The 19527-nt window shown below is 68.8% G+C and carries 15 protein-coding genes; 5 read left to right on the top strand and 10 right to left on the bottom strand.

The genetic code is table 11. The features are described 5' to 3' along the window. Positions 1-192 precede the first annotated feature (192 nt). Both atpA and ABIC44_RS18990 read right to left on the bottom strand, forming a co-directional pair. Positions 193-1722 carry a F0F1 ATP synthase subunit alpha gene (atpA, locus tag ABIC44_RS18995; protein WP_007406897.1) on the bottom strand — a complete coding sequence of 510 codons (1530 nt, stop codon included), beginning with the start codon at positions 1720-1722 and terminating at the stop codon, positions 193-195. A gap of 6 nt (positions 1723-1728) precedes the next feature. Beyond that, positions 1729-2298, bottom strand: a complete 570-nt coding sequence (locus ABIC44_RS18990; protein WP_307104613.1) for a F0F1 ATP synthase subunit delta — start codon at positions 2296-2298, stop codon at positions 1729-1731. Between the two features lie 251 nt (positions 2299-2549). Between ABIC44_RS18990 and ABIC44_RS18985 the strand changes: the two genes are divergently transcribed. Then, entirely contained in the window at positions 2550-3380 is an 831-nt protein-coding gene (locus ABIC44_RS18985) for a bifunctional transcriptional activator/DNA repair enzyme AdaA (protein ID WP_502959868.1), read from the top strand. Positions 3381-3383: 3 nt separating this feature from the next. On the opposite strand, the gene ABIC44_RS18980 is transcribed toward ABIC44_RS18985, so the two are convergent. Then, positions 3384-4940: a hypothetical protein gene (locus tag ABIC44_RS18980; protein WP_309696966.1), complete on the bottom strand. Its 1557-nt coding sequence runs from the start codon at positions 4938-4940 to the stop codon at positions 3384-3386. Between the two features lie 92 nt (positions 4941-5032). Beyond that, positions 5033-6556, bottom strand: a complete 1524-nt coding sequence (locus ABIC44_RS18975; RefSeq protein WP_309696968.1) for a S1C family serine protease — start codon at positions 6554-6556, stop codon at positions 5033-5035. 109 nt (positions 6557-6665) lie between these two features. Here ABIC44_RS18975 and ABIC44_RS18970 point away from each other — a divergent pair, with 109 nt between their 5' ends. Together ABIC44_RS18970 and ABIC44_RS18965 are read left to right on the top strand one after the other, a co-directional pair. Continuing rightward, entirely contained in the window at positions 6666-8180 is a 1515-nt protein-coding gene (locus tag ABIC44_RS18970) for an ATPase, T2SS/T4P/T4SS family (protein WP_354296979.1), read from the top strand. A 61-nt stretch (positions 8181-8241) separates the two neighbouring features. After that, positions 8242-9492: an aspartyl protease family protein gene (locus tag ABIC44_RS18965; protein WP_354296978.1), complete on the top strand. Its 1251-nt coding sequence runs from the start codon at positions 8242-8244 to the stop codon at positions 9490-9492. Positions 9493-9496: 4 nt separating this feature from the next. Here the strand turns inward: ABIC44_RS18965 and ABIC44_RS18960 are convergent, their stop codons facing one another. The 6 genes from ABIC44_RS18960 to ABIC44_RS18935 all read right to left on the bottom strand — a co-directional run bounded on the left by ABIC44_RS18960 (position 9497) and on the right by ABIC44_RS18935 (position 13753). After that, the gene (locus tag ABIC44_RS18960) at positions 9497-9769 is read right to left on the bottom strand and encodes a 3TM-type holin (protein WP_309696974.1); all 273 of its coding nucleotides are present in this window, start codon (positions 9767-9769) and stop codon (positions 9497-9499) included. Continuing rightward, complete coding sequence (locus ABIC44_RS18955; protein ID WP_307100400.1) at positions 9766-10326, bottom strand: glycoside hydrolase family 108 protein; 561 nt, start codon at positions 10324-10326, stop codon at positions 9766-9768. Before ABIC44_RS18955 ends, ABIC44_RS18960 begins: the two co-directional genes overlap by 4 nt. A gap of 58 nt (positions 10327-10384) precedes the next feature. Continuing rightward, positions 10385-11290, bottom strand: a complete 906-nt coding sequence (locus ABIC44_RS18950) for an ROK family protein (RefSeq protein ID WP_309701230.1) — start codon at positions 11288-11290, stop codon at positions 10385-10387. Positions 11291-11397: 107 nt separating this feature from the next. Further along, a complete protein-coding gene (locus ABIC44_RS18945) occupies positions 11398-12387 on the bottom strand; it encodes an SDR family oxidoreductase (protein ID WP_307100405.1) in 990 nt (329 codons plus the stop codon). An 83-nt stretch (positions 12388-12470) separates the two neighbouring features. After that, complete coding sequence (locus ABIC44_RS18940) at positions 12471-13268, bottom strand: acid phosphatase (protein WP_354296977.1); 798 nt, start codon at positions 13266-13268, stop codon at positions 12471-12473. A 38-nt stretch (positions 13269-13306) separates the two neighbouring features. After that, complete coding sequence (locus ABIC44_RS18935) at positions 13307-13753, bottom strand: MerC domain-containing protein (protein WP_309696985.1); 447 nt, start codon at positions 13751-13753, stop codon at positions 13307-13309. Positions 13754-13895: 142 nt separating this feature from the next. Here ABIC44_RS18935 and ABIC44_RS18930 point away from each other — a divergent pair, with 142 nt between their 5' ends. Both ABIC44_RS18930 and ABIC44_RS18925 read left to right on the top strand, forming a co-directional pair. Beyond that, a complete protein-coding gene (locus ABIC44_RS18930) occupies positions 13896-17033 on the top strand; it encodes a glycoside hydrolase family 2 TIM barrel-domain containing protein (protein WP_354296976.1) in 3138 nt (1045 codons plus the stop codon). After that, entirely contained in the window at positions 17030-19297 is a 2268-nt protein-coding gene (locus ABIC44_RS18925; protein WP_354296975.1) for a S9 family peptidase, read from the top strand. The genes ABIC44_RS18930 and ABIC44_RS18925 overlap by 4 nt, the downstream gene beginning before the upstream one ends. Positions 19298-19527 lie beyond the last annotated feature (230 nt).

The raw sequence follows: 19527 nt of genomic DNA, 5'->3' as shown, positions 1-19527 counted from the left end.
AGCCTGTTCGATTGAGTCTTTGACGGGCGCAAGTCGCATGCGTTTGGTGCGCGGCGGGGGCCCCCCCCCCCCCCCCCCCCCCCCCCCGCGGGGGGGGGGGGGGGGGGCCCCCCCCCCGCCACGGATGAGACGGCCTGTGTGGCGCCCCTCACCCAACCCTCTCCCCGGAGGGGAGAGGGCTTACATGCCGTCTTACGCGAAAATCTTCGCGAACTGGTCGAGCGCGGCCTTGAGCTTGCCCTTGGCCTCGTCGCCCAGATCCTTGGTGTCGCGGATCATCGCCAGCACATCGGCATGATCGTTGCGCAGGTAAGCGAGCATCGCCGCTTCGTAGCGGACGACCTGCGCCACCGGCACGTTGTCGATGTAACCGTTGGTGCCTGCGAAGATCGACGCCGTCTGCTCCTCGAAGGGCAGCGGGTTGAACTGCGGCTGCTTGAGCAGCTCGGTCAGACGCGCACCGCGGTTGAGCAGCTTCTGCGTCGAGGCGTCGAGGTCCGAGCCGAACTGCGCGAAGGCGGCCATTTCGCGATACTGGGCGAGCTCCAGCTTGATCGAGCCCGACACCTTCTTCATCGCCTTGGTCTGCGCGGCCGAACCGACGCGGCTGACCGACAGGCCGACGTTGATCGCCGGGCGGATGCCCGCGAAGAACAGGTCGGTTTCGAGGAAGATCTGGCCGTCGGTGATCGAGATCACGTTGGTCGGGATGTAGGCCGACACGTCGCCCGCCTGGGTCTCGATGATCGGCAGCGCGGTCAGCGAACCGGCGCCATTGGCGTCGTTCATCTTGGCCGCACGCTCGAGCAGACGGCTGTGCAGATAGAAGACGTCACCCGGATAGGCTTCACGCCCCGGCGGACGGCGCAGCAGCAGCGACATCTGGCGATACGCAACGGCCTGCTTCGACAGATCGTCGAACACGATCAGCGCGTGCATCGCATTGTCGCGGAAATACTCGCCCATCGCGGTGCCGGTGTACGGCGCCAGGAACTGAAGCGGCGCGGGCTCCGACGCGGTCGCGGCGACGACGATGGAATATTCCATCGCGCCATTCTCTTCGAGCGTCTTGACCAGCTGCGCGACGGTCGAGCGCTTCTGACCCACGGCGACGTAGATGCAATAGAGCTTCTTCGACTCGTCGGTGCCGGCGTTGACCGTCTTCTGGTTGATGAAGGCGTCGATCGCGACGGCCGACTTGCCGGTCTGGCGGTCGCCGATGATCAGCTCGCGCTGGCCACGGCCGACGGGGACGAGGGCGTCGATCGCCTTCAGGCCGGTCTGCACCGGCTCATGCACGCCCTTGCGCGGGATGATGCCCGGCGCCTTCACCTCGACGCGGCGACGCTCGGTCGCCTCGATCGGACCCTTGCCGTCGATCGGGTTGCCCAGGCCGTCCACGACGCGGCCCAGCAGGCCACGGCCGACCGGCACGTCGACGATGGTGCCGGTGCGCTTGACGGTGTCGCCTTCCTTGATCTCGGCGTCCGAGCCGAAGATCACGACGCCGACGTTATCGGCCTCGAGGTTGAGGGCCATGCCCTGCACGCCATTGGCGAACTCGACCATCTCGCCCGCCTGGACATTGTCGAGGCCGTAGATGCGCGCGATGCCGTCACCGACGCTCAGCACCTGGCCGGTCTCGCTGACCTGGGCCTCGGTGCCGAAATTGGCGATCTGGTCCTTGATGACCTTGGAGATTTCTGCGGCGCGGATATCCATGGAACGTCAGCCTTTCATCGCGCTGGCGAGCGCATTCAAACGGGTGCGGATCGAGCTATCGATCATCTGGGAACCGATGCGGACGACGAGTCCGCCGAGCAGGTCGGGATCGACCGACAGGTCGACCGAAACCTCACGGCCGACGCGGGTGCGCAGCTGCTGCTTGAGCGCTGCGACCTGGTCCTCGGTCAGCGGGTGGGCGCTCGTCACCTCGGCGGCAACCTCGCCGCGATGGCGGCTGGCCAGCTGGCGGTACGCGCGGATGATCTGCGGCAGCGCCGAGAGGCGCCGATTCTCGGCGAGCACGCCGAGGAAATTCTTGGTCACGCCGTCGAGGCCCAGCGTGTCGGCGACCGCCAGGATCGCCTTGACGGCGGCCCCGCGCGCCACGACCGGGCTCTTGGTCAGCGCAGCCAGGTCCTTGTCGGCGGCCAGCGCATCGCGAAGGGTCACGAGGCTCGCCTCGATCGTGTCGATCGAACGGCCCTCAACGGCCGTTTCGAACAGCGCGAGCGCATAACGTCCACCCAGGCTCGCCTGGATGCCGCCTGTGCCGCTTATAGTACCGCCGGACATCTCCACGGATGCGAATTCCTCGAACAACGAACGGGTTGGCCCCATGGGGAACGGGGCGCGAAAAACGCGCCTCCGATGGGTTGGCGGGCGGTTAGCATCGGGAACCTTGGGATGCAAGCTGCGTGGCGCATCTTGTGACAGGATGGTGACGCAAGTTTAACGGCTTTGGGCGCAAGCCGTGGGATGTATGCCACAGCGGCGCTGCTATCATGCACCCGTCCCCAGGCCGGGGATCCTCGGAAGCCGTTGAAATGACTGACTTGCCCCGCCTTTTCGATGCGGATGCCGCCTGGGATGCCTTTTGCCGCAGGGACCGGCGGGCGGACGGGCAGTTCGTCGTCGCGGTCCAGACCACCGGCATCTATTGCCGCCCCAGCTGCGCCGCCCGGCGACCCAGGCGCGAACATGTCCGCTTCCATGCCGACGGCGCCTCGGCGCGGGCGGCGGGCTATCGCGCGTGCCTGCGCTGCCTGCCCGACGACGTCGCGCGCGACCGGCAGGCGGTGGCCGAGGCGGTCGCCTTGATCGAGGCCATGGAGGGCACCCCCGCGCTGACCGACCTGGCGGCGCGGGTCGGCTATGCGCCGCATCATTTCCACCGGCTGTTCCGACGCGCGACCGGGGTGACGCCCGCCGCCTATGCCCGCGCGCTACGCACCGACCGCGCCGCGCGGGCGCTGGCGAGCGGATCGAGCGTGACGCATGCCGTGTACGAGGCGGGCTATGCCGGGCCGAGCCGATTCTATGCCGATAGCGAGCAGCGGCTGGGCATGGCGCCCGGCCAGTGGCGGCGCGGCGGCGCGGGCGTGACGATCGAATGGGCGGTGGTCGATTCCCCGCTGGGCGCGCTGCTCGTGGCGGTCACGCCGCGCGGGGTGGCGCGGATCGCCTTCGAGGGGGACGCGGCGGGCCTTCGCCAATCCCTCCCCTCCGCCACGATCCGCCGGGCGGAGGGGGCGACCCGCGATCGCCTCGCCAGCGCCGTCGCCGCCGCCACCCCGCCCGACCCGCTGCTCGCCGAACCCGCGCGGCGCACCGCCTTCATCGCGGCGGTCGCGGGCGCGTGGCGGACCGGCGGCTAAGGCCTATTCGCCGGGCGATTGCCCCGACATGGCGCCCAGCGCCTTGCGCACCGCATCGCCATTACCCGCGTCGAGCAGCGTCAGCAGCTGCGCCGCCGGATTGTCGGGCGGCATATGCGGGTCGAAGGCGAGCGGGCGCAGCAGGCCCTTCGCCGTATCGATATGGTTGGCGCCGATCTCATGCGCCGCCAGCGTGAAGCGCAGCCCCTTGTCCTGCGGCACCAGCTGGAAGGCACGCTCCAGCCCGAGGACGGCGGACTCGCGCGGCTTCTCGCCCGCCATCACGAAGCTGCGATAGAATATCGCCAGCGGCTCGGCGGCATTGGGATCGGCGCGATTGGCGCGGACGATCCAGCTGCGTGCCTCCCCCCAGCGCTTCGCATCCTTGCTATGTTCGGCCTGGGCGCGGCGCAGATGGATCAGCCCCTTGTAGAGCAGCGCCTGTTGCGACTTGGCGTCGACCGCCAGCGCGCGGTCCGCCGCCGCCTCGGCCGCCGCATCCTCGCCCGCGTCATAGGCCATTTCGGCGAACCAGCCCTGCGCCACCGCATCCTGCGGATAGGAGGCCGCGAGCGACGCGGCGCGCTCATAGACCTGCCGCGCGCTGGTCTGGTCGACGCCGCGATCCGACCGCATCCGCAGTTCGATCAGCGCCTGTTCGCCGGGGCTCAGCACGCGCACCGCGACCTGCGGCTTGGGCAGCCGGTCATAGGGGATCAGCATCCCCGGAATCCGGCTCTTGCGCAGATAGCTCTCCAGCTCCCGGTCGAGCTGCTTGAGCGAGCCATAGGCCTGGTCGCCCGCCGCGATGCTGGGCGTGCCGGTGTTGAGCAACGTCAGATAGCGGTTGAACTTCGCCTTCTGGGCCGGGTCGAACATCAGCAAATGGGTCAGCAGCCAGCCGCGCCCATAGACCTGATCCAGCTCGGCGGGCCCCAGCTTGCGCCGCGACGAATCGAACAGCGTCTCGATCGGCAGCTTGCTGCTGTCGAGCAGGCCATAGGCGCGGTGCTGCGCCGCGACGCCGACCATCACCCCGTCGCGATCGAACCGCGCCGTGCTGGCGAACTCGGAAAAGCCCTCCGAGAACCAGGCGGGATAGGCGACGGTCGAATTGCCGAACAGGAAATGATGGCCATATTCGTGGAACAGCACGATCTGCGGCTGGAGCGCATTGGGACCGTCGCCATCGCCCCGGATCGGGGTGAACGCCACCGAGCCCGAGGCGCGCGGCTGGTAGAAGCCGGCGACATGATCGCCGTCCTTGCCGTACAGCCGACGGATCGCCGCCACATTGGCCACGGCATAGACGGTGACGGGGTTGCTCTCCTGCCCGTCGACCTCGGGCAGATGGTAGAAATAGCGCAGCACGCCGTCGAACTGCTCCAGCCGCGTCGCCATCGCGCGGATCGCGTCCTCGGACATGTTGCCATAGATGACGAAGTGCCGGGCGCGCGCCTCGCGCCATTCGGCCTGTGCCGGACTGCCCAGAAACGCCGTGCAGACCATCATCAGCGCCGCCGCCATCCAGCGACGCGCGCGCATTCCCCCCAGGATCATCCCCGGCCCTCCCAAGCCGCTTCAGCCAAGCCCCCTTCTCACCGCAAGGGGGGATCGAGGCAAGCCCCATAGAGCCTTGCCCCCGGACTTTGTCAGGTCGAGCGGCAGCTATAGACCAGCTTCTCGTTGGGAAGCGGCGGCAGTTGCTGGCGGATCTGCGCTTGTTCGCTCTGCAGCCGCTGGAGCGCGGCGTCATCGCGGGTGCAGGCGCGCGGGGTGGCGGGCTGGCGCAGCTTGCGGATCGCCTCCATCGTCGCGGCGGGCAGCAGATAGCGGGTCTGGGTATAGCGGCGCGTGACGGGATCGAAGCGCGCGACGGTCACCGTCTGCTCGTCATCGGGGACCAGGATACGCTGCCAGCCGCCCTCGCCTTCCAGGAACTGGACGTTGCGGTCGGCGCAGCCGTCCGCGCCCCAGTCCAGCCGCGCCTCGGCGGTGGAGGATATGGTGATTCGGCTGCGATCGGGCTCCAGGGTGCAGATCAGCGCGCCCAGCGCCTTGCCCGGCGGCGACGCGCTGGGCGTCGTCGTCATTTCGGGCGGCAGCGCGATCTCGCCGGAGGGGCGCAGCAGGAACACGACCACCGCCGCGACGATCGCGGCCCCGCCCGCCGACACGGTCCAGATGGCGGGCCGCCGTCGACCGCGCGATTCGAGCAGCCCCGCCGCGCCGATGCCCAGCGCGCCGCCGACCAGCAGCAGCGCGGCGATCGCCATGACATTCTCCCGCGACCGCTCGGCCTGGGCGCGGGCGGTGGCCAGCGCCGCCTCGCGACGGATCGCGGCGGTGTTGGCGGCCTCGCGCCGGGCGGCGGCGGCATCTGCGATCGCGCGCGCATCCGCCGCGCTGTCCTCGCGCAGCCGCTCCTCGATCGAGGTGCAGGGCATGCCGACCGCAGTATAGGGCTGCTTGGCGGCGCGGAGGAACGCCATCAGCTCGGTATCGGCGATCGCGAAGCCGAAGGTCGAATCGCCATCGTCCGCGCGCGTCAGCGCCGAATTCACCCCGATCACCCGCCCGCAGGGGTCGAGCAGCGGACCGCCCGAATTGCCGCGCGCGATGCTGGCGGTGTGGAGCAGCACCTCAATCCCGGTCAGCGCGCGGCGGCCCGAGGCGACACCCTGCGACCGGACGGGCGACAGCGGGCGGATATAGTCGGCGGCCGACTGCGCGGTCGCCAGGTCGACATTGCCCGGATAGCCGAGCGCGATGACCTGATCCCCCTCGGTCACCGGGCCGGTGAACAGCGCCACGGTCGGCAGCTTGGCCTCGCTGACCTCGATCAACGCCAGGTCGCGGTGCGCGTCATAGGCGATGACCCGGCCCTGATAGGATTTGCTGCCCTCGGACGGCACGACGCCGATCACGACATTGTCGGGATAGCGCTCGGCGAGTTCGACGACATGCGCGTTGGTGACGATCCGGTTGGGGGCGACCGCAAAGCCCGAGCCATGGCCGAACCCCGCCACCTGGTCGTCGACCATCGCGATGGTGACGACCCGCACCACCCCGCGCGCGGTCGCGGCGATGTCGTCCGCCCCGGCGGCGACGGGCATCAGTCCCAGCACGGCCAGCATCAGCGGCAGGAAACGGGCGAGGACGAACCGGCTCAACATGTCCTGCGCGCCATATCCCGCCATTTCCATGCCCCGCAACCGGGATCGGTTAGGCTTATGGTAAATCTTGCCATTTACCCCTGCCCGCCATGTCATGGGGAATTGCGGGATGAGTGCGTTCGGTCGCCGTCACGGTCTGGGAAGCGGGCAAGCGGGCCGCCCCGCCTTCGGCGTCGCGCGGCCGATGCACGGCCCCGGCCCGGCCGCCCGCTCCGATGGCGATTCGGCGGCCGCCGGACAGCCGCTGTCCCCGCCCCCCTTTCCCGAGGGCCCGCGCGCCGCCACCGCCGCCGATGCGATGCAGCGGCTGGCCGAACGCCAGGCCGCCCCGGTCGACGGCACCGCCGCACGCGGCGAAGGCTTCGAGGCGTCGATCCACCGGATCAAGGAACAGGTGCTCCCCCGCCTGCTCGAACGCGTCGATCCCGAGGCCGCCGCGACGCTGGGCAAGGACGAGCTGGCCGAGGAATTCCGCCCGATCATCGGCGAGGTGCTGGCCGAGCTGAAGCTGACGCTCAACCGGCGCGAACAGTTCGCGCTAGAAAAGGTGCTGGTCGACGAACTGCTCGGCCTGGGGCCGCTCGAGGAATTGCTGGCCGATGCCGACATCACCGACATCATGGTCAACGGCCCCGAGCAGACCTATGTCGAGCGCAAGGGGCGGCTGGAGCTCGCCCCCATCCGCTTTCGCGACGAGGAGCATCTGTTCCAGGTCGCGCAGCGCATCGTCAACTCGGTCGGCCGCCGCGTCGACCAGACCACCCCGCTGGCCGATGCCCGCCTGAAGGACGGCAGCCGCGTCAACGTCATCGTGCCGCCGCTGTCCCTGCGCGGCACCGCCATCTCGATCCGCAAATTCTCGGCGAAGCCGATCACCATCGACATGATGGCGGCGGGCGGATCGATGAGCCAGGACATGGCGACCCTGTTGAAGATCGCGGGGGCGTGCCGGTTCAACATCGTCATCTCGGGCGGCACCGGATCGGGCAAGACGACGATGCTCAACGCCTTGTCCAAGATGATCGACCCCGGCGAGCGCGTGCTGACCATCGAGGATGCCGCCGAGCTTCGCCTACAACAGCCGCACTGGCTGCCGCTGGAGACGCGTCCCGCCAATCTGGAGGGCCAGGGCGAGATCTCGATTCGCGACCTGGTGAAGAACGCGCTGCGCATGCGGCCCGACCGGATCATCCTGGGCGAAATCCGCGGGAGCGAATGTTTCGACATGCTGGCCGCGATGAACACCGGCCATGACGGGTCGATGTGCACACTCCACTCCAATTCCCCGCGCGAGGCGCTGGCCCGCATGGAGAATATGGTGATGATGTCGGACATCAAGGTGCCCAAGGATGCGATCAGCCGCCAGATCGCCGACTCGGTCGATCTGGTCATCCAGGTCAAGCGCCTGCGCGACGGCAGCCGCCGCGTGACCAACATCACCGAGGTGATCGGGATGGAAGGCCCGGTGATCGTGACCCAGGAACTGTTCGCCTTCGCCTATCTGGACGAGGGCACCGACGGCAAGATCATCGGCGAGTTCCGCTCGGCGGGCCTGCGCCCCTATACGCTGGAAAAGGCCAAGCAGTACGGCTTTGACGAGGCGCTGCTGGAGGCATGCCTCTAACGCCGGGCACACGCGATTTCCCGCGCGCGCAGCTTCGGGCTGGGCTAGGCGTTGGGGCACGATGCCTCGCCTCTTCTATCTGCTCCCCGTCCCGTTCCTGCTGGCCGCCGCGATGGCCGTCACCCGTGCCGATCAGGCTTTCAAGCCCGCCGCGTCCGGTGCCGGGGCGGACGATATCGTCGCCGCCGCCGCGCGCGATCCGGGGGTCCAGACTTTGGCCCCCGATGCCGAACAACGCTGGATCCCCTTTCAGCTGACCCCCGGCAACCAGATCCGCTTCGCCATGACGATCGACGGGCAGCGCGTCTCGGCGATCCTCGACACCGGGGTCAGCTTCACCCTGTTGTCCAAGAACTCGCCCATCGCCGCCAAGGCGAAGGTGCGCCCCGGCGGAGAGGCCAGCGCGATCGGCGGCGCGGTGGCGGTCGGATGGATGCCGACGCGCACCCTGGCGCTGGGCGGTCTGACCCGCAGGGGCGGCGGCGTCGTGGTCGCGCCGCTGCCCGCGCTGGCGACCGGGGATGCGACGCCGGTCGACCTGTTGGTTGGGCGCGACCTGCTGGCCGCCCATGCGCTCGACATCGACTATGCCGCCAAGCGTTTCCGCCTGATCCCCTCGGGCCGGATGCCCTTTACCGGGGCGACGGCGCCGCTGACCGTCTCGACCGAGCGGCGCGTCTATGAAAGCGCGGTCGGCCTGGGGGCCGCCAAGCTGTCGCCGGTGATCGTGGATACGGGGGACGGATCGTCGCTGACCGTGACCCAGGCGGGATGGCGCGCGGCGCGGCTGTCCGCGCTGCCGACGACGACCGCGATCGGCTTCGGGCTGGCGGGGGCCAGCATCAACGATCTGGCGATCGTCCCCACGGTCCGGCTGGGCACGCTCACCGCGCATGAGGTCGAGGTGCGGATCGAGCCCGCGCAGGGGTTCAGCGAGTCGGTCGGCGCGGCGGGACGGATCGGGTCGGGCTTTCTCCAGCGTTACCGCGTCCTGCTCGATCCCGGCGCGGGGCGGATGATCCTGTCGCCCGGCCCCGATGCGGACAAGCCCATGCTGCGCTCGACGGCGGGGCTGTTGATGGGCGTGGCGGGCGACCGGCTGCGCGTGCTGCACGTCATGCGCGGCGGCCCGGCGGCGAAGACCGGCTGGCGCGACGGCGACACCATCTGCGCCATCGACGGACAGCCGATCCCCAAGGATTATGTCGACAGCCCGCTCGCCCGCTGGACTGTCGGCAAGCCCGGCACCGTCGTCCGTCTGCGCACCTGCGACGGGCAGGACCGCTCGCTGACGCTGGCGCGCTTCTATTGAGCCGTCATCGCCGCTTTCCCCATTCGCGCGCCACCGTATAGCCCAGATAGCCGGTGCCGAAGAGCGCATAGAGCGGCTCGGGAATGGCGGCGAGATATTGCGCCATGCCCCGGATCATCGCCGCCGCCATGCCGGGCCGCAGACCGGCGAGCAGCCCCATCGGGATGCTCCACAGCAGCAGCGCGTACATGACATAGAGGAAGGTCGGCCGCGCCCGGCGGGTCCAGGCATCGCCGCCCTCCCCCGCCGCATCGTCGATGCCGTCGCCGCCGGTCACGAAAGCCGGTCCGCGAGCCAGCCGTACAGGAACGCCTCATTGGCGGGTCGCCGCTCGGCGAGCGTCAGATAGCGTTCGCCCTGCAACGCCTCGACCGCCTTCAGCAGCACGGTCTCGCCCGCCGCCCCGCGATGGCGCAGGAACGCCGCCAGCGCGGCCAGCGTGGCGGGGCCGATCCGCCCGTCGGGCACCAGGTCGGGATAGTCGCGCCCGCCGCGGTTCAGGGCGGTCAGCGCGCGTTGCAGGAACCCGGCCGCCACCCCCGGCCCCATGTTGACGCCGGTGTCGAACAGCTCCTCGGCCAGCGTCGGGGCCAGCGCGCCCACCCGGTCGAGCCCCGGCGCGGTCCAGTAGAGCCGCCGATAGATCGCCTCCGCCCGCGCCAGCGGCAGGCGGCGCATCGGCCCGGTATAGCCGTCGGCGCGCGCGACCGTCTCGGTGATGCCGAACCGCGTCGCGCCGCCCCGGTCGGCGGGGTGATCGCTGTAATCGCCCTCGCGCGCGATCACCTGTGCGATCAGCGCATCGACCCCCGCCGTCTTGTTCCCCTGTCCCATATCACCCTCCCATGATCGGAAGGAAGGAACCATATCGGTTCGCTGTAGGACAGGGATTTTACGCCTGGGGCAGGACGCTGCGCGCCAGGGCCAGCGTGCCCAGCGGCCCCGCCTGGTCGCCCAGCTGCGCATGGACGATCCGGTTGGCGACCTGTGCCGCGTCCACGAAGGGCAGATAGCCCGACAGCTTCTCGACCGTGGCGGCCCGCACCATGTCGAGCAGGTGCGGCTGGCCCACGCCCACGCCGCCGCCGATGACGATCCGCCCGCAAGCCAGCGTCAGGAACAGCCCGGCAAAGCTCTCCGCCAGCGCATCGGCGACGAAGCCCCAGGCGGGATCGTCCGCCGCCAGCTCCTGGGCGGGCTTGCCCGTGCGCGCGGCGATGGCGGGACCCGCCACCAGCCCTTCCAGGCAGTCGCCGTGGAACGGGCAGGAGCCCGCAAAGGTGTCGCCCGGCACCCGCCGGACGCGGACATGGCCCGCCTCGGGATGCATCCGGCCCGACACCGGCTGGCCGTTGACGATGATGCCCATGCCGACGCCGGTGCCGATGGTGACATAGACATGGTCGGACAGGCCGCGCGCCGCGCCCCATTGCCCCTCGGCCAGCGCCGCGCCGGTCACGTCGGTATGGATCGCGACGCGATCGCCAAAGCCCTCGGCCAGCGCGCCCGCCACGTCCGCCCCCGCCCAGCCGGGCTTGGGGGTGGCGAGCATATGGCCATAGTCCATGCCGGTCTTGTCCAGCGCGATCGGGCCGAAGCTGCCGATGCCCAGCGCCTCGGGCCGATATTCGTCGCGCCATTCGGCCAGACGCTGGCGCAGCGCGGCCAGCGTGACGGCGGGCGTGGTCGTCGGCAACCGTTCGGAAACCAGAATGTCCCGTCCGCGCCCGATCAGTACAATCGATTTCGTACCGCCAAGCTCGACCCCCGCGACGATCCGATCCTGTGCCTCGGTCATTCCATTCTCCCGCCAGACTCTTATTCGCTAAGATGTGCGCGCCTGCGCGAAACCGCGCGTCGCGGTCAAGAGCGAGGCTGCAAAAAGCCTGGCGGGAACGGGACGGTTCAGCCCACGCCGGTGCCGCCCGAGGCGCCGAACACTTGCCCCGTGGCATAGCTTTGTTCGGGCGCGGCCAGCGTCACATAGGTCGCCGCCAGCTCGGCGGGCTGGCCCGGACGGCCTAGCGGCGTATCCTCGCCAAAGCTCGCCACCTTGTCGGTCGGCTGCCCGCCCGAGGGCTGGAGCGGGGTCCAGAACGGACCCGGCGCGACCGCGTTCACCCGGATGCCCTTGGGGCCGAGCTGCTTGGCGAGCGACTTGGCGAAGGCGACATTGGCCGCCTTGGTCTGGGCATAGTCGAACAGATTGCCCGAGGGCTGGAACGCCTGGACCGAGGCGGTGATGATGATCGCCGATCCGGGCTTCAGATGCGGCAGCGCCGCCTTGGTGATCCAGAAGGGCGCATAGATATTGGTCTTCATCGTCCAGTCGAACGCCGCCTCGTCCAGATCGGCGAGGTCCTCGACCGATTGCTGGCGCCCGGCATTGTTGACCAATATGTCCAGCCCGCCCAACTCGCGCACCGCATTGGCGACCAGCTTGCGGCAAAAGGCGGGATCGCGAATGTCGCCGGGGATGGCCACGCCCTTGCGCCCCTCGGCCCGGATCAGCGCGATGACCTCGCGCGCGTCCGATTCCTCGGCGGGCAGATAGTTGATCGCGACATCGGCGCCTTCGCGCGCATAGGCGATGGCGGCGGCGCGCCCGATCCCCGAATCGCCGCCGGTGATCAACGCCTTGCGCCCCGACAGCCGCCCCGAGCCGCGATAGCTCTTCTCGCCATGGTCGGGCAGCGGCTGCATCTTGCTGGCGAGGCCGGGCCAGGCCTGGGGCTGGCGGGGAAAGGGCGGCCTGGGGTAACGGTTGACCGGGTCCTGCACTGTGTTGACCGGCGTGGCCGCAGGGCCGGTGGCCTGCGCCGCGACCGCAGGGGCCGCGACGGCCGCCGCCGCTCCACCGAGGACAGCGCGCCGCGATGCCGAAATCTTGTCCATAATCCCGTTCCTTGCCGAAAAGCCGCCCGCCCCACCCGAACAGGTGCGGCGGATGACAGTTCCGTCATGAAACGGGTAAAGGGTCAGAAGATCGGTTGCGCGACCAGCGCCGCCTCCTGCCGACAGGCGGCCGCGTCCGGGCGCGGCGTCGCCGGGTTCCGGCGCAGCGCGTCGATCTCGGCCCGCGCGGCGGCCAGGTCATGCTGGAAGGCGGGGCTTTGCGACAGCGCGGTCAGAGTCACGGTGGCGGACAGCCGCCCACCCTCGACCGCGCTGGCATTGTGCGCGCCGCAGACGATCCGGCTTTCGCCAAAGGCCCGCCCGCGCGCTAGGATCGGCGTCGCGCGATCGGGCGCGATCTCGGCCAGCAGCATCGCCCAGGTCCATCCCGCCGTGGTGTGGCCCGAGGGATAGTCATAGCTGCCCTTGAGCTCGGATGCGGGCTGGCAGACCGGACCCCGGTCGATCAGATAGGGGCGCTGCCGCTTGTAATAGCGCTTGGCGATCCCCGTCGCGCGCGCGGTGTCGGAGCCGACCGCGTCGATCAGCCGGATCGTCACCGGGGCGTTCTGCGGGGTCAGCGCGATGCCCAGCGCGCAGGAGAAGTCATGCGCCATGTCCGCATCGTCCAGCTTCACGTCGTTGGTCGCCAGCGCCCAGCGCGGCGTGCCGACCAGCTTGCGCGTCTGGCGGAAGATTGCCCGGTCGGCCTTGCCACGCGCATCGTCCGGCCCGGGCGCGGGCGGCAGGATCGCGAGCAGGTCGAACCCGCCCGCGGGCAGATAGTGCGGCGGCTCGTCCCCCTCGCGCACTTCGGCCAGCGCGGCGGTGCCCATCAGGGCCAGGACCAGACAGGATGCGACGAACTTCGATTTGGACACGGCGTCCCCCACTCACGGCTCGGGTTGAAGAAATCGGGTTACAGCGCGGTCAGCAACCGCATGTTGGTGGCATGGAGATTGGCGATATGCGCCAGCGCCAGCGTGATGCCGCCACCGACGGTCAGGATCGTACCGATCAGCATATGGTCGAGCATCACCCCGAACATCAGCAGGAGCAGACCGCTCGCGCCCGCCAGCAGCGGGCCCACCACGCGATGCTGCCGCCATCCCCGGATCAGCGCGAAGCTGCTCAACGGGACCGCGATGGCCAGCATGACGAGATGGAACGCCTCGCCGGTGTCGGTCCACTGGGCGAGCGCGGGCAGGAAGGCGGCCAGCACGGGCAGGAACAGGCAATGGATCAGGCACAGGGTCGATGCCGAGATGGCCAGCCGATCCACGCCCCAGCCGCCGCGATGATGCGGCGCTCCCCCCGGCATCGCGGCCAGCGCCGCTTCGTCGCCATCGTTGCGTTCGGTCATCATCCGGGCCTTTCCCATTCGCCCCCCGGCGGCGGCTAATGATATTTTGTATCATCTATGGCAAGCGCTAAATCCGACGACCATGCCTTTAAATTGTATTCCGTATAATCTAGCATGGCGTGGTTTCAGAGGAGGAGGATGGGATATGGCGACGAAGCGACTGGCCCTGTGGGCAAGCCTGTCGGCCATGATGGCGAGCAGCGCGCTGGCGCAAACCTCGGCTCCCCAACCCGTCCAACCCGTCCCGCCCCGCCCCGATTGGGAGAATCCCGCGATCAACCGGATCGGCGCGGAGCCGATGCACAGCAGTTTCGCCGGGTTCGAGACGCGGTCGGCGGCGCTGGCGGGCGATGTCGCCCGCTCGCGCTATCACCTGTCGCTCGACGGGACGTGGAAGGTGCATATGTCGCCCAATCCCGAGGCGCGCCCGATCGGCTTCGAGAACCCGGCGCGCGACGTATCGAGCTGGCATGACGTGGCGGTCCCCGGCATCCTCCAGGCCCAGGGGCTGAGCCGTCCCGTCTTCGTCGGCAGCGGCTATCCCTTTCCGCGCAACGAACCCTTTATCGAGCACCGGCTGAACGAGGTCGCGTCCTATCGCCGCGACTTCACCGTTCCGGCGCATTTCGCCGGACGCCGCCTGCTCCTCAACATCGGTGCGGCGGGGGCGGCCTATTATCTCTGGGTCAACGGCCAGAAGATCGGCTATTCGGAGGATTCCAAGCTCCCCACCGAATTCGACATCAGCCGGGCCGCCCGGCCGGGGCGGAACACCATCGCGATCGAGCTCTACCGCCATTCGGACGGCAGCTACCTCGAGGATCAGGATTTCTGGCGGGTCAACGGGATCGAACGCTCGATCACCCTCTATGCCGCGCCGCAGACGCATATCCGCGATCTGGCGATCGATGCCGGGCTGACCCATGACTATCGCGACGGGACACTGTCGGCCGCGATCGAACTGGCGGGCGCGGCGCAGGCGACCTCGGTGCGCGCCACGCTGCTCGACGGCAAGCGGGTCGTGCTGACCCGGACCGCGACGCCGACCGGCACGACCGCGACGATCGCCGCGGAGATTCCGGGCATGAAGACGTGGAGCGCCGAGGACCCCAATCTCTACACGCTGCTGGTCGAACTGCTCGATGCGAAGGGCAAGCTGATCGAGGCGACCAGCCGCCGCATCGGCTTCCGCACCGTCGAGGTCGCGGGCGGCGAGGTGCGGGTCAACGGCAAGCGGATCATGATCCGTGGCGTCAACCGCCACGAGCATGACCCGCACACCTTCCGCGTCGTGTCCGAAGAGACGATGCGCAAGGATATCGAGCTGATGAAGGCCGCCAATATCAACGCGGTCCGCACCTCGCACTATCCCAATGATCCGCGCTGGTACGACCTGGCCGACGAATATGGCCTCTACGTGATGGACGAGGCCAATATCGAGAGCCACGGTTACTTGAGCCTCACCCAGGAAAAGGGCGATCCGACGCTGAACCTGGGGCACAAGCCCGAATGGGCGGCGGCGCATCTCGACCGGGTGCAGCGGATGGTCGAGCGCGATCGCAACCACCCCTCGATCATCTTCTGGTCGCTGGGCAATGAAAGCGGCGTCGGCCCCAATTTCGAGGCGGCGGCGAAATGGATCCGCCAGCACGACAAGACCCGGCTGATCAACTTCCTGGGTTACAGCATGAGCGGCTGGCGACATCCGACCAATGCCTATGTCGACATCTTCGCGCCCATGTACGACGATGTCGAGAAGTTGGCCGACTATGCCCAGCGGCCCGAATTCACCCAGCCGCTGATCCTGTGCGAATATGCCCATGCGATGGGCAACAGCCTGGGCGACTTCCAGGGCTATTGGGACGTGTTCCGCAAATATCCCAAGCTCCAGGGCGGCTTCGTCTGGGACTGGGTCGACCAGACGATGATCCTGAAGGACAAGGACGGCCGCCCCTATTGGGGACAGGGCCTGGACTATGATCCCGATCCCAAGGATGCCGGGTTGCACGGCGACGACAGCCCGGTCGGCGACGGCGTGATCCAGTCGGACCGGACCCCCGACCCCGAATATTACGAGATGGCGCATGTCCAGTCGCCGATCCATTTCACCCACGAGGACGGCGGGTGGCAGGTGGTCAACCGCCACGACCATATCGACCTGTCGCGCTTCACGCTCGATTGGACAGTGCTGGAAAACGGTGTCGAGACGGCGCGCGGCAGCATCGCCACCCCGTCCGTGGCGGCGGGGGCCAGCGCGCCCCTGTCCTTCACCCTGCCCGCGCCCAGGGATGCCTCGGCCGAGCGATCGCTGATCCTGCGCGCGCGGACCAGGGCGGGGGCGATCCCGCCGCTGCCTGCGGGCCATGTCGTCGGCTGGGACCAGTTCGCGCTGACCGGCCCGGTCTTCGCCGCCGTGCCCGCAGGGTCGGTCGCGCCGCAGGAAAGCGCCGATGCGATGACGCTGGCGGCGGGCGATGCCGTGCTGGAGATCGACCGGACGACCGGGCTCGTCCGGCGTTATGCGCGGGGCGGCAAGACGCTGCTGACCGGCGGCACCCCCGATTTCACCCGCGCGCCGACCGACAATGACGTGGGCGCGGGCGTGCCCAAGAGCCATGCGATGTGGCAATATTTCTCCGAGCACCGCCGCCTCGACGCGATCCGGCGCGAGGGCGATGCCATCGTCGTGGATCACGACATGGGCGTCGGATCGGTCAAGATGCAGACCCGCTGGACCATGGCGCCGGACGGCAATGCGACGGCAACCGTCCGCTTCACGCCGCTGCGCGCGACGCTGCCCGATCCCTTGCGCGTCGGCCTCGCCTTCGCGACGCCGGGGCAGCAATTCACCCAGGTCAGCTGGTTCGGACGCGGCCCGTGGGAAAGCTATGCCGACCGCAAGACCGGCTCGATGATCGCCCGCTGGAGCGGGGCGCTGGCCGACCAGTATCACGACTATGCCCGCCCGCAGGAGAGCGGCAACAAGACCGATGTGCGCTGGCTGCAACTCACCGGCACCGGGGTCGGGCTCCGCGTGACGGGGGCGCAGCCGCTTTCGGTCAACGCCCTGCCCTTCCCCTATGCCGACCTGGCGATGAAACCGCCGTCCCAGGCGCACAGCTCGGACATCCGCCCGCATGGCGACGGCACGCTGTTGATCGACGCCGCGCAGGTCGGGGTCGGCGGCGATACCGGCTGGAGCCTCGATGGCCGGGCGCACATGCCGTACCGCATTCCGCTCCAGCCCCTGACCTACAGCTTCACCATCGGAGCGGCCCGTTGAAGACCCTGCTGACGCTTTCGCTGTTGCTCGCCGCCGGTCCGGTCGCCGCGCAGGGCGTGCCCGACCGTATCGCCAGCTCGCTGGCCCTTCGCGAGCAATGGCAATGGCTGACCCGCGACATCGCCTCCCCCGCCGAGTGGGACGCGGACGGACGGCATTTCCATTATCGCAAGACGGTGGCGGGCGGCTTCGCCTTCGTCGACGTGGACGCGAGCAGCCGCGCCAGGGCCCCCGCCTTCGACGCCGCCGCGCTCGCCCCCGCATTGGCCAGGGTCATGGGCAAGCCGATCGCACCGCTCCGCCTGCCCTTCGATCATTTCGCCTATACGCCCGATCGTTCGGCGATCACCTTCAGCATCGGCTATGAGGACGGCGTCACCTATCGCTGCGTCCTCGCCCGGCCCGCCTGCACCGTCGTCCCGCCGGAAAACCCCGGCCGCCCGCGCGGCTTCGGCGTGGTGCGCGACCTGCGCGTGCCCGCCGACAACCATCCCCGCCTCTCGCCCGACGGCAGGCTGGAGGCGCTGGTCCTCGACGACAATCTGGTCGTGCGCGAGGCGGCGGGCGGCAAGGAATTGTGGCGGTCCCAGGACGGCAGCCCCGCCAATTTCTACGATCCCGAGACGATCGCCTGGAGCCCGGACGGCCAGCATATCGCGCTCCAGCGGGTCCGCCCCGGCTATCCCCGCATGGTCACCCGCGTCCTCGCGGCGCCACCGGGCAAGGTCCAGCCCGAGGTCGTCCAGCAACTCTATCCCAAGCCCGGCGACGCGGTGGATCAGGAGGCACCCGTCCTGTTCCGCGTCGCCGACGGCAGGCGGACCGAGATCGACCCGTCGCTGTTCGCAAATGCCTATACCCTGTCGGCCCCGGCCTGGCGGGCCGATGGCAGGAGCTTCGCCTTCGACGATCTGAAGCGCGGCTTCGGCGAGGCGAAGATCATCGCCGTCGATGCCGACACCGGCAAGGCGCATGCCGCCGTGACCGAAACCGCGAAGACCTTCGTCTTTCGCGACCGCATCTGGTCGCACGATGTGAAGGATAGGGGCCGCGAGATCCTCTGGACGTCGGAGCGGGACGGCTGGCGGCATCTCTATATGATCGACGGCACGACCGGCCGGATCATCCGCCAGATCACCAAGGGCCAATGGATCGTCCGCGACATCGCGAAGGTCGATGACGACAAGCGCCAGATCTGGTTCTCCGCCAGCGGCTTCGTGCCCGGCGAAGACCCTTATTACAAGCAATGGTTCCGGGTCGATTTCGACGGCCGCAACCTGACCCGGCTGACCCAGGAGAATGCGACGCACGAAGTCCGCTTCTCCCCCGACATGACGACCTATGTGGACGTCTATTCGCGCACCGACCTGCCGGAGACGATGGAACTGCACGACGCGCGCGACGGCCGCCTGATCCAGACGCTGGAGAAAGGCGATATCACCGCGCTGACCGCCGCCGGGTTCCGCCCGCCGGAGCGCTTCACCGCCAAGGGCCGCGACGGCCGGACCGATATCTACGGCCTGGTCGTCCGCCCGCGCGATTACGACCCGGCCAAACGCTATCCGGTGATCGAGAATATCTATGCCGGGCCGCATGACAGCTTCGTGCCCAAGAGTTTCTGGCCGTTCGGCGGCTTTTCGGGCGGCGACAAGGTCATGGGGATGCAGCAGCTCGCCGATCTGGGCTTCATCGTGGTGATGATCGACGGCATGGGCACCGCCAACCGCTCCAAGGCGTTCCACGACATCGCCTGGAAGAACCTGGCCGATAGCGGCTTTCCCGACCGGATCGCCTGGATGAAGGCGCTGGCGGCGAAGGACCCCGCCGTCGATCTTTCCCGCGTCGGCATCTATGGCGGCTCGGCGGGCGGGCAGAGCACGCTGAATGCGCTGCTGTTCCATCCCGATTTCTACAAGGCCGGGGTCGCCTATGCCGGGTGTTTCGACAACCGGATGGACAAGATCGACTGGAACGAACAATGGCTCGGCTATCCGGTCGACCAGAGCTATCTGGACGCGTCGGGCGTGGTCCATGCGCACCAGTTGCAGGGCAAGCTGATGCTGGTCGTCGGCGAACAGGACTCCAATGTCGATCCCGCCAGTACGACCCAGGTGGTCGATGCGCTGATCAAGGCGGACAAGGATTTCGACCTGCTGGTCATCCCCGGCGGCGAGCATACGGCCGGGCGCAGCACCGGCCCGGTGGCCTATGCGATGCGGCGGCAATATGCCTTTTTCCTGAAGGCCTTGCGCGGGGAGGAGTGAATTCCTCCCCTGCAAGGGGAGGGGGACCAGCGAAGCTGGTGGAGGGGGATCCCCCCATCGATAGCGCGACACCCCTCCGTCAGGCCTGACGGCCTGCCACCTCCCCCAAGAGTGGACCGACATTCATCGATGCCTTTCCTTCCCTCGCCCCTCGCAGAGGGGAGAGGGTTGCGCAGACTTGGCCTTTGCAAAAGCAAAGGCTTAGTCGGAGCTGGGTGAGGGGTGGGCGC

Source organism: Sphingomonas sp. 1185 (assembly GCF_040544655.1).
Lineage (GTDB): Bacteria > Pseudomonadota > Alphaproteobacteria > Sphingomonadales > Sphingomonadaceae > Sphingomonas.
Note: the sequence above shows the minus strand (reverse complement) of the source record. Positions and strands in the feature narration are given on the sequence as shown.

Excerpts from the sequence above, each read along its gene's own strand:
- atpA (WP_007406897.1), bottom strand. The coding sequence starts at position 1,722 with ATGGATATCCGCGCCGCAGAAATCTCCAAGGTCATCAAGGACCAGATC.
- ABIC44_RS18990 (WP_307104613.1), bottom strand. The coding sequence starts at position 2,298 with ATGTCCGGCGGTACTATAAGCGGCACAGGCGGCATCCAGGCGAGCCTG.
- ABIC44_RS18930 (WP_354296976.1), top strand. The coding sequence starts at position 13,896 with ATGGCGACGAAGCGACTGGCCCTGTGGGCAAGCCTGTCGGCCATGATG.
- ABIC44_RS18970 (WP_354296979.1), top strand. The coding sequence starts at position 6,666 with ATGAGTGCGTTCGGTCGCCGTCACGGTCTGGGAAGCGGGCAAGCGGGC.
- ABIC44_RS18945 (WP_307100405.1), bottom strand. The coding sequence starts at position 12,387 with ATGGACAAGATTTCGGCATCGCGGCGCGCTGTCCTCGGTGGAGCGGCG.
- ABIC44_RS18975 (WP_309696968.1), bottom strand. The coding sequence starts at position 6,556 with ATGTTGAGCCGGTTCGTCCTCGCCCGTTTCCTGCCGCTGATGCTGGCC.
- ABIC44_RS18955 (WP_307100400.1), bottom strand. The coding sequence starts at position 10,326 with ATGGGACAGGGGAACAAGACGGCGGGGGTCGATGCGCTGATCGCACAG.
- ABIC44_RS18965 (WP_354296978.1), top strand. The coding sequence starts at position 8,242 with ATGCCTCGCCTCTTCTATCTGCTCCCCGTCCCGTTCCTGCTGGCCGCC.
- ABIC44_RS18950 (WP_309701230.1), bottom strand. The coding sequence starts at position 11,290 with ATGACCGAGGCACAGGATCGGATCGTCGCGGGGGTCGAGCTTGGCGGT.
- ABIC44_RS18935 (WP_309696985.1), bottom strand. The coding sequence starts at position 13,753 with ATGATGACCGAACGCAACGATGGCGACGAAGCGGCGCTGGCCGCGATG.
- ABIC44_RS18980 (WP_309696966.1), bottom strand. The coding sequence starts at position 4,940 with ATGATCCTGGGGGGAATGCGCGCGCGTCGCTGGATGGCGGCGGCGCTG.
- ABIC44_RS18985 (WP_502959868.1), top strand. The coding sequence starts at position 2,550 with ATGACTGACTTGCCCCGCCTTTTCGATGCGGATGCCGCCTGGGATGCC.